The organism is Buchnera aphidicola (Pterocallis alni), from assembly GCF_964059075.1.
In the GTDB taxonomy this organism is placed as follows: Bacteria; Pseudomonadota; Gammaproteobacteria; order Enterobacterales; family Enterobacteriaceae; genus Buchnera_L; species Buchnera_L aphidicola_AN.
Genome location: NZ_OZ060377.1, coordinates 406,876 through 421,582 on the forward strand (window position 1 = coordinate 406,876; position 14,707 = coordinate 421,582).

At 23.0% G+C, this 14,707-nt stretch carries 13 protein-coding genes and 4 tRNA genes; 4 read left to right on the plus strand and 13 right to left on the minus strand.

The window, feature by feature from the left end:
* Positions 1-310: 310 nt before the first annotated feature.
* The 3 genes from AB4W54_RS02005 to dapF all read right to left on the minus strand — a co-directional run bounded on the left by AB4W54_RS02005 (position 311) and on the right by dapF (position 3,317).
* Entirely contained in the window at positions 311-850 is a 540-nt protein-coding gene (locus AB4W54_RS02005; protein WP_367674438.1) for a hypothetical protein, read from the minus strand.
* Between the two features lie 273 nt (positions 851-1,123).
* On the minus strand, positions 1,124-2,377 hold the full coding sequence (locus AB4W54_RS02010; protein WP_367674439.1) for an MFS transporter: 1,254 nt from the start codon (positions 2,375-2,377) through the stop codon (positions 1,124-1,126).
* Between the two features lie 76 nt (positions 2,378-2,453).
* Positions 2,454-3,317, minus strand: a complete 864-nt coding sequence (dapF, locus tag AB4W54_RS02015) for a diaminopimelate epimerase (protein ID WP_367674440.1) — start codon at positions 3,315-3,317, stop codon at positions 2,454-2,456.
* Between the two features lie 92 nt (positions 3,318-3,409).
* Between dapF and cyaY the strand changes: the two genes are divergently transcribed.
* Entirely contained in the window at positions 3,410-3,769 is a 360-nt protein-coding gene (gene cyaY, locus AB4W54_RS02020) for an iron donor protein CyaY (RefSeq protein ID WP_367674441.1), read from the plus strand.
* A 15-nt stretch (positions 3,770-3,784) separates the two neighbouring features.
* Here cyaY and AB4W54_RS02025 read toward each other — a convergent pair.
* From AB4W54_RS02025 to AB4W54_RS02060, 8 genes are all read right to left on the minus strand, one after another.
* Positions 3,785-3,858 (minus strand) — tRNA-Pro (locus AB4W54_RS02025).
* A gap of 26 nt (positions 3,859-3,884) precedes the next feature.
* A tRNA-His gene (locus AB4W54_RS02030) sits at positions 3,885-3,957 on the minus strand.
* Positions 3,958-4,009: 52 nt separating this feature from the next.
* Positions 4,010-4,083: transfer RNA gene (locus AB4W54_RS02035), tRNA-Arg, on the minus strand.
* Positions 4,084-4,171: 88 nt separating this feature from the next.
* Positions 4,172-5,428 carry a transcription termination factor Rho gene (rho, locus tag AB4W54_RS02040; RefSeq protein ID WP_367674442.1) on the minus strand — a complete coding sequence of 419 codons (1,257 nt, stop codon included), beginning with the start codon at positions 5,426-5,428 and terminating at the stop codon, positions 4,172-4,174.
* 185 nt (positions 5,429-5,613) lie between these two features.
* Positions 5,614-5,949 (minus strand): thioredoxin, encoded by a 336-nt coding sequence (gene trxA / locus AB4W54_RS02045; protein WP_367674443.1) that lies wholly within the window; start codon positions 5,947-5,949, stop codon positions 5,614-5,616.
* Between the two features lie 1,214 nt (positions 5,950-7,163).
* The gene (gene ilvC / locus AB4W54_RS02050; RefSeq protein ID WP_367674444.1) at positions 7,164-8,636 is read right to left on the minus strand and encodes a ketol-acid reductoisomerase; all 1,473 of its coding nucleotides are present in this window, start codon (positions 8,634-8,636) and stop codon (positions 7,164-7,166) included.
* 82 nt (positions 8,637-8,718) lie between these two features.
* Positions 8,719-10,575 (minus strand): dihydroxy-acid dehydratase, encoded by a 1,857-nt coding sequence (ilvD, locus tag AB4W54_RS02055; RefSeq protein WP_367674445.1) that lies wholly within the window; start codon positions 10,573-10,575, stop codon positions 8,719-8,721.
* Positions 10,576-10,728: 153 nt separating this feature from the next.
* A tRNA-Trp gene (locus AB4W54_RS02060) sits at positions 10,729-10,802 on the minus strand.
* A gap of 200 nt (positions 10,803-11,002) precedes the next feature.
* Between AB4W54_RS02060 and AB4W54_RS02065 the strand changes: the two genes are divergently transcribed.
* The 3 genes from AB4W54_RS02065 (at position 11,003) to fdx (ending at position 13,043) form a co-directional block, all read left to right on the plus strand.
* Positions 11,003-12,217, plus strand: coding sequence for an IscS subfamily cysteine desulfurase (locus AB4W54_RS02065; RefSeq protein WP_367674446.1), 1,215 nt, complete (start codon positions 11,003-11,005; stop codon positions 12,215-12,217).
* Between the two features lie 32 nt (positions 12,218-12,249).
* On the plus strand, positions 12,250-12,633 hold the full coding sequence (gene iscU, locus AB4W54_RS02070) for a Fe-S cluster assembly scaffold IscU (protein WP_367674447.1): 384 nt from the start codon (positions 12,250-12,252) through the stop codon (positions 12,631-12,633).
* Positions 12,634-12,725: 92 nt separating this feature from the next.
* Positions 12,726-13,043, plus strand: coding sequence for an ISC system 2Fe-2S type ferredoxin (fdx, locus tag AB4W54_RS02075; RefSeq protein ID WP_367674448.1), 318 nt, complete (start codon positions 12,726-12,728; stop codon positions 13,041-13,043).
* A 15-nt stretch (positions 13,044-13,058) separates the two neighbouring features.
* Here the strand turns inward: fdx and der are convergent, their stop codons facing one another.
* On the minus strand, positions 13,059-14,399 hold the full coding sequence (gene der, locus AB4W54_RS02080) for a ribosome biogenesis GTPase Der (RefSeq protein WP_367674449.1): 1,341 nt from the start codon (positions 14,397-14,399) through the stop codon (positions 13,059-13,061).
* Positions 14,400-14,527: 128 nt separating this feature from the next.
* Positions 14,528-14,707 (minus strand): hypothetical protein (locus AB4W54_RS02085; RefSeq protein ID WP_367674450.1); only part of this gene is annotated, 180 nt, incomplete at its 5' end.

A 14,707-nucleotide genomic window follows, 5' to 3' on the forward strand; every position in this document is an offset into this window, starting at 1 on the left:
AAAAAAAAAATAAAAAATAATTTATTTTTTAAAGATCAATATAATACATATTGTATCATATTAATTTTTGTATCATATATAAAAATAAATTATATATGATACGAAAAATATTCATAATTGTATGACATAATATATTAATTTATAAATATTATATTGTTATATAAATATATAAATAAATAATTACATATTTTATATTTTTATTTCCAATATTTTATATAATAATATTTTAAAAAATTAATATATGCAAACAATACAAAAAATTAAAAATTATATAAAATTAACATATTTTTCTTCTAATAAATTGTATTATTTAATTAAAAAAAACATCTTTTAGCATATTCATTACTCGAAAAGTATTAGCAAACATTTTACAATTCATAAATACAGATTTAGTAAACTCTAAAGGGGGGGCATTATATTTCAATTTAGAAAAAGCAACTGGAGAAAAATATTCCATATCTAAAGCAAAATCTTGCATAATAGAATCATATTTTTGATTTTTGATATCTTTCCCAATATGGGTAAATGGAATATATGAAAAGATATAATCTTTAAATTCTTTTTCTAAGTCGTGAGGGGAATCTTCGTTTCTTTTTAATCCAGAAATATTTGTACTATGATTTGATGCAATATAATTAGTATGTATATATTTTAAATTATTAGAATATATAATCGGTGTTTCATAATTTTTGCTTTTTAAAAACATGGAAACATTTTTATTGTTCATTAATTCATTTGTTTCACATTTTACTCTATGATTCATATTGATAGAATTATTTCTAGTAATAATATGTGTTCTATTGTATTTTATTACATGGTTAGAAGTAATACGATTATAATTAAATAACATATGTTTTACTTCCTAAAAAAAAATATCATTAAAAATAATTTATTAAGAATGTACTAAACTTCTTAAAGTATTAAAATATATTGGAATTAATAATATATAATAATAGTTAATACTCAATCGAGTATCACTAAATTATATTATATCATAATACAATTATATTACAATAAAATAAATTGAAATAAAATTTTGCATACTAAAAAATATATATCACTCAAAATATAATTTAATATGCATATTTTTATTCATATAATATTTATATTCAATATATATCAATTAATGCTTTTGTGTAGCAATATTTAAATTATATATAGTTTTTACTCCAATTAATAATAACGAAATAATAAACAAAGAAATACCCAACCAATTCCCTATTGACCAAAATATACCACCACATGTACCTAAAATACTTGAACCTAAATAATAGCAACATAGATATAAAGAAGAAGCTTGTCCTTTAGCTATTTTAGAACGATAACCTATCCAACTACTAGCAATAGAATGAGCAGCAAAAAATCCACTAGCATATAACATTAAACCAAGAACAATTAAAATTAAAAAATCCCACTGTGTTATTAAAATACCTACAATCATTGAAAATAAAGAAAAAATTAAAACATTTTTCCTACCATATTGTTGAATAAAATCACTCGCTTTAGGAGAACTATAAGTACCAGTTAAATACACTACAGAAAATAAACCAATGATCACTTGATTTAATGAAAAAGGAGGAATCATCAATCTATATCCCACATAATTAAATAAAGTTACAAAACTACCCATTAAAATGAAACCTACAATAAACAAAGAAGACAATACTGAATCACGACACTGTAACATAAAACTAGATAAAATCTTTTTAGGATTCAAAGAAAGACTATGGAAATTTTTTGAAGGAGGCAAAATGTAAACAAATAATAATGAACCAAATAAAGAGAGTAATCCGATCATCAAGATAGATATTTTCCAAGAAAAATAAGTTATTAACATACTACTAAATAATCTACCAGAAAACCCTGCAATAGTATTTCCACTAATATATAAACCTATAGCAAAAGAAAGGATAGGGGGGTATATTTCTTCACTTAAATAAGTCATAGCTACAGCTGCTACACCGCTTAGAGAAAAGCCAGTTAACATTCTCAGTACTATAATTTCAGTCCATGTATGCATGGTAGCACATAAAATCGTTAATAACGTAGATAACAATAAAGAACTACTCATAATAATTTTTCTACCAAATGTATCTGATAATGAACCGGTAAATAACATACCAAAAGCCATCGATGCAGTTGCTGCAGATAAAGATAAACTACTTTGAGCGGGAGTTAAATGAAATTCACTAGAAAAAGTAGGTAAAATAGGTTGTACACAATATAATATAGAAAAAGTAGATAATCCAGAAGCAAACAACGCTATAATAACTTTATAAAATTGCATGGTACCACTATGTATATATTTTTTATTACATTTCTTTTTTGGTATACATGGCACATTATTTTTTTTATAAACTACACTATTATGTTCCAAAAAAACTCCTTATTAATAAAATATATTAAAATAATACGTAATATAAATATATTATATTTTAATAGATTTAAACAAATCAAATATATTTATCAATATATATATATCCATCATATATATGTTCAGCTGGTCCATTCATATAAACAAAATGATTATATCCTGACCACATAACTTCTAAACTTCCACCAAGCAATACAACACTAACGGTAGATGTTAATAATTTTTGTGTGATTCCAAATACTACAGAAGCACAAGCACCACTTCCACAAGCTCTCGTTTCTCCTACACCTCTTTCATATACCCTTAATAAAATACTTTTATTTGAAATTATTTCTATAAAATTAACATTAATTCCATTAGGGAATAATGTATGTTGTGCATTCAAAAAAGAACCAATTTTATTTACAGAACAAGTTTTAATATCTTTTACTATAATAACACAATGTAAATTTCCAATAGATACTAAACCAAATTTTATTATCTTATTATCTATTTCAATATTATAAACATCTTCTTGTTTGGAACAAAATAATGGAAATTGTTTAAAATACAAATTAGGTTTACCCATATTAACTACAATATTATTTTTATTAAACAGGTGAATAAACATTTCAGTATTATATGTTTTAATAAAAATTTTTTTTTTATATGTTAATTTTTTTAAATATACAAAATATGCAAAACATCTCGCACCATTACCGCATTGATACACTTCAGAACCATCGCAATTAAAAATACGGTAATAAAAATCAAACTTTTTATTACTAGACCGTTCTACAAGTAATAATTGATCAAACCCTATACCAGTGTAACGATTGGAAAAAATTTTAATAATCTTTTTAATACATGAAACTTCTTGATTAATTTTTTCAATCACTACAAAATCATTTCCCAAACCATGCATTTTAGAAAAAAATATTTTTTTTTTATTAATCATATTCATTATAATAATAATTTATAAAACAAAAGTTGTATTCAGAACATTTATTAATTCTAATAAATAAAGTATATATTAAAATATTTATGGAAAAAAATATGGAACTTAATCAGTATCAATTCTGTATCATGTTTAATAAAATATTATTCAATATTGAAAAATATCTTGATCATTTTAATAATAAACATGATTTAGATTATGAAATCATAAATCAAATGATGTTAATATCATTTTCCAAAAATAATAAAATTATTATTAGTAAACAAGAAATACATAAACAAATCTGGCTAGCTAATAAAACTAATGGATATCACTTTAATTACAAAAATAATCATTGGATTTGTAGTAAAAGTAATAAAAATTTTTGGGACATTTTAACTGAATCATTTTATAAACATGGAAACGAAACAGTAAATTTTACCAAATTATATAAACAAACATACAATCAAATCTTATAATATTGATGCGCCTCGTCGGCGAAAGAGGATTTGAACCTCTGACCTACTGGTCCCAAACCAGTTGCGCTACCAAGCTGCGCTATTCGCCGAAAAATAATATATAAAACGTATTTTGGGTGACTAATGGGACTCGAACCCATGACATCTGGAATCACAATCCAGAACTCTACCAACTGAGCTATAGTCACCATTAAATTATATTAATCACATCTTTATTACATAATGTAAAATATTAGCACATGCGCTCGACAGGAATTGAACCTGAAACCTCTACCTTCGGAGAGTAGTACTCTATCCATCTGAGCTACGAGCGCGCAATAAAAATATTTTAACGGTATATAAACAATTTATTTTAATATACTTCATATTAATACATAAAGTATATTAAAATAAATATATTTATTACCTTTTCATCATATTAAAAAATTCATTATTATTTTTAGTCATAGATAATTTATTTATTAAAAACTCCATTGCATCAATTTCATTCATAGTATGAATTATTTTTCGTAAAATCCAAATCTTTTGTAATTCTTGAGCAGAAGTTAATAATTCTTCTCTCCTTGTTCCCGATCTGTTATAATCTATAGCTGGAAAAATACGTTTCTCAGCAATTTTACGAGATAAAATTAACTCCATATTTCCAGTTCCCTTAAATTCTTCGTAAATAACTTCATCCATTTTAGAACCAGTATCTATTAATGCTGTTGCAATAATGGTTAAACTACCTCCTTCTTCCACATTTCTTGCTGCACCAAAAAATCTTTTAGGCCGATGCAAAGCGTTAGAATCTATACCTCCTGTTAATACTTTACCAGAAGATGGAATAACAGAATTATAAGCGCGAGCTAATCTAGTAATTGAATCTAATAAAATTATAACATCTTTTTTATGTTCTACTAATCTTTTTGCTTTTTCTATAACCATTTCAGAAACTTGAATATGCCTAACAGCTAATTCATCAAATGTAGAAGCTATCACTTCTCCTTTTACTAATCTTTGCATTTCTGTTACTTCTTCAGGGCGTTCATCAATTAACAAAACAATTAATATACAATCAGGATAATTGTGAGCTATACTTTGAGCAATGTTTTGTAACAAAATTGTTTTACCGGCTTTAGGTGGAGCTACAATTAAACCTCTTTGCCCTCTACCAATAGGAGCAGATAAATCTAACACTCGAGCTGTTAAATCTTCTATTGTACCATTACCAATTTCCATTTTCAATCTCGAATTAGTATGTAAAGGTGTTAAATTTTCAAATAAAATTTTATTTGTAGCTTCATTAGGTAAATCAAAGTTAATTTTTTTAATTTTTAATAAAGCAAAATATCTTTCTCCATCTTTTGGAGGACGAATTTTACCTGAAACTGTATCTCCTGTTCTTAAATTAAATTTTCTAATTTGACTAGGAGAAACATATATATCGTCTGGTCCGGATAAATAATAACTATCAGACGATCTCAAAAAACCAAATCCATCTTGTAGGATTTCTAACACTCCATCCCCAAATATATCTTCTCCACTTTTTGAATGTTGTTTTAGAATAGAAAATATTATATCATGTTTTCTCATTCTAGCTAAATTTTCTAATCCTATATTATTACCAAGAACAATCAACTGAGTAACTAACATGTTTTTTAGTGTAGTAAGGTTCATAAAATACAGTTCTTAGTAAGATAATAATATATAAGTAAAAAAAATTTTCATGTATACTAAATACATAAATATTTTATGTATTTATAATTACGTATAATATATATTTATATATTAACATTATAATTAAAAAATATCTAACTATTTTAAAAAAAAAATTAATAAATAATATTATATACTAAAAAACATTAAATATTTAAGTATCCATTTAATATTTTTTTTATCTCTATTTTAGAAATCACTCCAGTGTGTCTAGATAATATTTTTTTATTATGAAATATAATTAAAGTTGGTACACTTTGAATATCATACTTTTCTACAATATTTTGGAATTTATCAATATTAATTTTACTAACAATAATACGCTCTTTATAATCTCTAGCAATATCTTCTAAAATAGGAATAAATATTTTGCAAGGATGACACCATTCAGCCCAAAAATCTACAACAACAATTTTATTATTATTTAAAACAATTGAATCAAAATTTTCATTGTTTAAGTTTATTAAATAATTATTTTCCATATTCACCTTTTAAAAAATATAAAATCAACAAAGATTTAAAAAAATATATAGATACATATAATACATTTAAATAATTTTAAATATAATCATATATATTATTATGTATCATACATTAATCATTCATGTAAAATACGTATATAAAATTATACTATATATATTTATTATAACAATTAATGTATGTATTTCAATTAAAAAATAGATTATTCATATCAAGTATGATACATATATTTAATATATACAATACATTTTTTTACACCATTGAAAACAAATTAATAATATATCATTCTTGCAAAAAAAATTATTTTCTATATCTTTTGTAAAAAAAAAAATTATATCATTAATGCTATTATAAATATTTATACAAATAAATATATTATATTACATTATAAAAATGTAATTACCCAGTCTAATACCACCTGGATAATATCATAATACTGTTTAATATTAATACATTTCATAATATAACTCGATAAAATTATTAAATGTATAAATAAAATTATTGTATTTTTCTCTTATTTATTCATATAATTCATTAATATTATTATATTTTCAATAAATATAATTTAAATAATTAAAATATATTTATTATTTATCAGTAAATTAATTAATTCACAACTCAAAATTCATATCAAAAAAATAATTTAAATATTTTTCAATTTTATATCTTATAATCAATTTTATCAAATAAATTAAATATATTCAAATAATATATAAAATAATTTTTTATTTATAAAAATAATTTTTATAAATTGTATATAAAAATTCAATATTTATACACTGGTCCATTATTAAATAATTTCAAATTAAATTATATTATATAATATAAATATATTAAATATTTTTCTAAATATTATTTAATATTTATTTAATGAAAAAAATATTTCATTAAATATACATATAAAATATGTATGTATTAATAATATACAATTGTTACATTTAATAATAATAGTATTTTTTACAAAAATGTATTTTTACATATATACTATATAAAGAAATAATGATGTAATATGTAAATATTAAAATATAACATATTCATCACCATATTTATAATTTTATCATGTAAAAATAATGTATTTTGTATTAATACAACAGATGTATTCTATATTTTTATATTCAACATAATTTATATATTATTCAAAAAAATAATTCAATAAATTTATACTGATATGATTAAAATATTATTATATACATACAATATATTTTTTAAATAATTATTAAACATTGGTAATACTTTTCATACCAGTCATATAACTTCTTAATTTTCTTCCAATTTTCTCTATAGGATGATTATAAATAGTCAAATTTAATTTTTGTAATTCCTGATTATCAATAGAACGTTGTGATATTGCACAACCAATATCTTCATAATGAATATTATATAAAAATTGTTTTAATATCGATAAACTATTTTTATTAAATAAATAACTACCGTATTCTGCTGTATCTGAAATAACTAAATTCATTTCATAAAAACGATTTCTAGATATTGTATTGGCAATTAATGGTAATTCATGTAAAGACTCATAATAAGCGGATTCTTCTTTGATTCCCGAATCAACCATAGTTTCAAAAGATAATTCTACTCCAGCTTTTAATATAGCAACCATCAAACCACCATAATTAAAAAAATCTGATTCTAATAACTGATTATGCACTTTCGGAGCTCTTTCTAATGCTGTATTCTTTATTTCTTTTCTCCATGCTAATAAATTTTTATCTTTAGCTTTCCAGTCACAAATCATATTATAAGAAAATACACCAGATAAAATATCGTCCATATGTTTTTGAAATAATGGTGTCAATATAGTTTTTAATTGATTAGATAACTCACAAGCTCTAAATTTTGCAGAATTAGATAATCTATTCAGCATTAAAGTAATACCACCATGTTTTAAAGCTTCTGTAAGAACTTCCCAACCATATTGTAATAATGATACTATATAATCAATTGAATGACCATTTTCTAATAATTTATCATATAAAACTAAAGAGCTGCTTTGTAATAATCCACATAATATAGTTTGTTCACCCATTAAATCAGATTTTACTTCAGCAATAAAAGAAGATTTTAATACGCCTGCTTTATGACTACCAATAGCAACAGCCCAAGCTTTAGCTTGGTTTAAACCCATATTTAAAGGATCATTTTCATGATGCACAGCAATTAAAGCTGGTACTCCAAATCCTCTTTTGTACTCTTCACGTACTTCTGTTCCTGGGCATTTTGGAGCAACCATAATAACAGTAATATCTTTTCTAATTGATTCTCCAACTTCAACAATATTAAATCCATGTGAATAACCTAATGTAGCATTCTTTTTTATTAATGATTGTATATCTTTAATCACTTTAGAATGTTGTTTGTCAGGTGTTAAATTAATAATTAAATCAGCATGAGGGATTAATTGATTATATGTACCAACACAAAAATTATTAATGGTAGCATTTTTCCAAGAATTATTTTTATTTAAAATGCTCTCTTCTTTTAAAGCAAAAGAAATATTTAATCCTGAATCTCTCATATTTAAACCTTGATTTAAACCCTGAGCACCACATCCAATAATAACTATATTCTTTCCTTTTAAAACATTAATACTATTTTTAAAATGTTCTCGAGATAAAAAAGAACATTGTTTTAATTGAGTAATCTGATTGCGAAAATTTAAAGTATTAAAATAATTATTCATATTTATCATCCTAATGTATAGATATAAAATATTATATATTTAATATAATATAAATTAAATATATTTATTATAGTATAACATGTTATATATTATTAATTTTTTTTTTATCACGTGCTGCACCTTTATCGGCACTCATCGCATAATTAGCATACATTTTTAATGATAGAGAAATAATTCTTTTTCTATTTTTAGGTTTATATGCTGTATTTATTCTTTCTTCTTCTAAATATTTTCTTTTTTTTAACTCTTGTTCTGTAACATTAACACTAATTAATCGTTTTAAAATATTAATATATATTAAATCGTTATTTTTAACTAAAGCAATTAAACCTTTATTTGCTGCTTCAGGTGAAATGTGACCAATAGATAAACCAGAGGTTCCTCCAGAAAATCTACCATCTGTAATTAATGCACAATATTTATCTATACCCATAGATTTTAAATAAGTACTAGGATATAACATTTCTTGCATTCCTGGGCCACCTTTTGGACCTTCATATATAATTACTACTACATTTCCTGGTTTAACCTCATGATTTAATATACCTGTGACAGCACTTTCTTGACTTTCATAAACTTTTGCATAACCTTGAAAAATTAATTGTTTAGAATTTAAACTTGCAGTTTTTATAATACATCCATTTTGTGCTATATTTCCATATAATACACATAATCCGCCATCTTTATTAAAAGAAAATTTTCCAGAACGAATACAACCATTTTCTCTATTTGTGTCTAAATTTTTCCATCTAAAAGATTGAGAATAAGGTTTGATAGTTTTAATACCCATAGGTCCCGCTTTAAACATATTAATGACATTTATATCATGAGTATTAACAATATCATATTTTTTTAACATATCTATTAATTGTATGCCTAAAATATTATTTACACTAGTATGTATTAAATGAATTCTATTTAATTCTCCTAATATACCCATTACCCCACCTGCACGATGTACATCTTCTACATGATATATTGTAGAACTAGGGGCTACTTTACATAAGTGTGGCGTTGTTTTAGATAAATGATTAATATCATCCATAGTAAAATCGATATTACCTTCTTGAGCAGAAGCTAATAAATGCAAAATAGTATTTGTAGAACCACCCATTGCAATATCTAATCTCATAGCATTTTCAAAAGAAAGTTTATTAGCAATATTACGAGGTAAAGTAGAAACATCATTATATTTATAATATCTTTTAGTTAATTCTACAATGGTTTTAGCTGAATCAAGAAATAGCTGTTTTCTATCCACATGAGTAGCTAATAAAGTACCATTACCGGGTAATGACAATCCTAATGCTTCCATTAAACAATTCATAGAATTTGCTGTAAACATACCAGAACAAGATCCGCAGGTTGGGCATGCAGAATTTTCAATATCATATATTACATGATCCGAATAATTAGGGTTAGCACTATTACTAATAGCATCAACTAAATTAATTTTATGCATACCATGCACATTATTAATTTTTCCTGCTTCCATAGGTCCACCAGATACAAAAACTGTTGGTATATTTAATCTCAAAGATGCCATAAACATTGCTGGAGTAATTTTATCACAATTAGAAATACATATCATAGAATCAACACAATGAGCATTAATAACATATTCAATAGAATCTGCAATTAATTCTCTAGATGGTAAAGAATATAACATACCGGAATGACCCATGGCAATACCATCATCAATAGCAATAGTATTAAATTCTTTTGCTACTCCTTTTCCTGATTTATTAATTTCTTTTATGATTAAATTTCCTACTTGTTGTAAATGAATATGTCCTGGAACAAATTGAGAATACGAATTGACTACAGCAATAATTGGTTTTTTAAAATCTTCATCTTGCATACCTGTGGCACGCCATAATGCTCTAGCTCCTGCCATATTTCTACCACTAGTGGTAGTTTTAGATCTATATATTGGCATAAATTTTTTCTCTAAAATGAAATAATTTTTTAAAAATAAAAAATATTTCAAAAAAAATAAAACTTCATTTTAATATAAATTTATTTCAAAACAATTAAAATATTTTTAAAAAATTTATTAAAATGATAAATATATAAATTAAATGAATTATTACAGGGATGGAGGGAATTGAACCCCCAACTTTCGGTTTTGGAGACCGATACTCTACCAAATTGAGTTACATCCCTTAAAGTAAATAAAAATATTATACTAATTTAAAAAAAAATAGTCTACTATTAATACGATAATATTTTATTTTAACATGTTACATACATTAATTATATAATTAAAAATATATTATATTTAATATTAAAAATTATATTTTATATTTATTAATAAATATAAAATTTGATATATATAATTTATAATTATTATAGGATAATAATTCATGAATAATGCAATTTATTTAGATTATGCTTCTACAACTCCAGTAGATCATAGAGTAACTCAAAAAATGATGAGTTATTTAAGTTTAAATGGTATATTTGGTAATTCAGCATCTCGATCACATAAATTTGGATGGTTATCAGAAGAATCTATAGATATTGCCAGAGAACAAATATCTCAACTTATTAATTGTGATGCACGTGAAATTATTTTTACTTCTGGTGCTACTGAATCTAATAATTTAGCAATTAAAGGATGTTGTGATTTTTATAAAAAGAAAGGAAATCATATTATCACTAGTAGTGTAGAACATAAATCAGTATTAGATACATGTAAATATCTTGAATATCAAAAATATAATGTTACTTACATTAATCCAAAAAAAAATGGAATGATTAGTATAAAAAATATAATATCTAAAATTAATTCAAAGACAATACTAATTTCTATCATGTTTGTAAATAATGAAACAGGGACAATACAAAATATTTCTAAAATATCAAATATTTGCCTTCAAAAAAATATTTTATTACATGTGGATGCTACACAAGCAATTGGAAAAATAATAATTGATTTAAAAAAAATACATATTGATTTAATGTCATTTTCAGCACATAAAATATATGGTCCTAAAGGAATTGGGGTACTATATATCAAAAGAAAACCAAGGGTTAGATTATCTGCTCAAATACATGGTGGAAGTCATGAGAGAGGTATGAGGTCTGGAACGTTACCAGTACATCAAATTGTTGGTATGGGTTATGCAGCAGTAATAATGCAAAAAAATTTAATTTTTGAATCAAATTATATTTTATATTTACGAAATTATTTATGGGATCATATAAAAAATATTGAAGAAATATATTTAAATACTAATTTGAAAAATAGTTCTCCTCATATTTTAAATATTAGTATTAATTTTGTTGAAGGTGAATCATTAATCATGGCTTTAAAAAATTTAGCTGTTTCTTCTGGTTCTGCTTGTACTTCTGCTAGTTTAGAACCATCTTATGTATTAAAAGCATTGGGAGTACAAGATGAATTGGCACATAGTTCTATCCGTTTTTCACTTGGTAGGTTTACAACTAAAAAAGAAATAGATTATACTATTTGGGTTCTTCATCAAGCAGTTAATAAATTAAGAAATTTGTCTCCGTTATGGGAAATGTTTAAATCAGGAGTAGATTTAAGTAAAGTAAAATGGAAACATAATTAAATTTTTTTATTATTATAGGTTTTATTATTAATATGACATATAGCAAAAAAGTAATTGATCATTATGAAAATCCTAGAAATGTAGGATCTTTTAATAGCAATGATAATAATATTGGTAGTAGTTTAGTAGGAGCTCCATCTTGTGGAGATGTTATGAAATTACAAATTAAAGTAAACAAAAAAGGGATTATAGAAGATGCATGTTTTAAAACTTATGGTTGTGGTTCCGCTATTGCTTCTAGCTCTTTAATTACTGAATGGATTAAAGGAAAATCTATTGAAGAAGCAAAAAAAATTCAAAATACTACTATTGCTAAAGAATTAAATTTACCTCCATTAAAAATTCATTGTTCTATTTTAGCAGAAGATGCTATTAAATCAGCTATTTTAGATTATACAAGTAAAATAAAAAAATAACCTTATTGATATAAAAATATTAAACAATGTTATATTAAATATTATTTACCCTGTTTATAAAATATATTAATAGGAAGAATATAAAAAAAATAATGTCAAAGATTATATTTTTACCACATAAACTGTTATTACCGAATGGTGGTTCATTTAATATGAAAATTGGATCTACTATTTTAGATATTGCTTTAAAAAATAATATTAATATGCAACATGCTTGTGAAATGTCTTGTGCATGTAGTACATGTCATTGTATTATTAAAAAAGGATATGATTGTATTTCTTCAATTACTGAAAAAGAAAATGATGTTTTAGATAAAGCATGGGGAGTAGAATTATTTAGTAGATTATCCTGTCAATCCAAAATCATTAATTTAAATTCAGATATTGAAGTAGAAATACCACATAAATAGTATATATATTTTATATTATATTTTTTGATCTTTAAATATTAATTTAATTATTATTCCTTGAATATTTAAATTATTTTGAAAATAATTATTTAAATATTTTTTATAAGATTTGGAAATGTATTGTAGATAATTTCCATGTATTACAATTTTAGGAGGATAATATCCTCCAATATGTACGTATTTTAATTTTATTGTTTTTCCATGTATTGATTTTGGTGGGTTTTTATTGATTGCATGATACATAATTTTATTCAGTTGATTTGATTTAATAACTTTTTGAATATTATAGTATATATTATTACATAAATTTAATATTTTTTTTGTACCTTGTTGATATAAAGTAGATATAAATTTTATTGGAAAGAATTTGATTTTAGTATATTTATTAATTAGTATTTTTTTTATATTTTTTCTTTGATATTGATTTAATTTTTCTGATTTATTTAGTAAAATAATTGCTGGTTTTCCAGAATTAACAATAGTATCGAGTATCCATATATCTTGTCTAGAAATTTCTTGTTTAGAATCTATTACTTGTATTATGATATCGGATTGAGATATTATTTCTAATGTTTTTAATATTGATAAAGAAAATATAGAGTCTTTATTTTTCTTTTTAAGTCCAGCAGTATCTATTATTTTATATTTTTGATTAAATATTTTAATAGTATGATGTATTGAATCTCTTGTAGTTCCTGGTGTATCAAAGATAATTGATCTTTTTTCATTCACTAAAATATTTAATAAAGTAGATTTTCCTACATTGGGTTTCCCTACTATAGATAAAACTATTTTTTTATAATTCTTATAATTTTCTTGTTTTTTTGTTATATCTTTGTAAAGGTTTTTATTTTTTAGTATCCATATATTAATTTTTTTAATAATTGTTTTAATACCTATATTTTTTTTTGCTGATATAAAAGTTATATTTTTTATACCTAATGTATAAAATTCATTTAATATAAAATGATTTTTGTTAATTGTTTCAATCTTATTTACAATAATAAATATTTCTTTTTTTTTCTTTCTAATTTTATTAATTATTTTTATATCTATGTCTAATATACCTGTTTGTACATCTAAAACAAATAAAACTATATTTGATTGATTAATCGCTATATTTGTTTGCATACATATTTCTGATTGTAATGTGTTTTTTTTATGTTTATAATCTTCTATTCCTGCAGTATCAACTATTTTAATAATGTATTTTTTAATTTTCAAAGTATAGTACTTTCTATCTCTTGTACAATTTTTATCTTGGTGCATTAATGCTTCATGAGTTTTTGTGATTTTGTTAAATAAAGTAGATTTACCTACATTAGTTTTACCAATTATTGTTACATAAAAAATCATTTTCATTTCTCTAATTATTTTATATTTTATTTTTTATATATTAATTTTATTTAATTAAATTAATGATTTATTATAAATTTATTTTTTATTAATATTTTAACTTATTTTAATTTTTTATTATCAAATATTTAAATAGATGGAAGGTTTGTTGTTGGATATGTAAATAGATGGAAGGTTTGTTGTTGGATATGTAAATAGATGGAAGGTTTGTTGTTGGATATGTAAATAGATGGAAGGTTTGTTGTTGGATATGTAAATAGATGGAAGGTTTGTTGTTGGATATGTAAATAGATGGAAGGTTTGTTGTT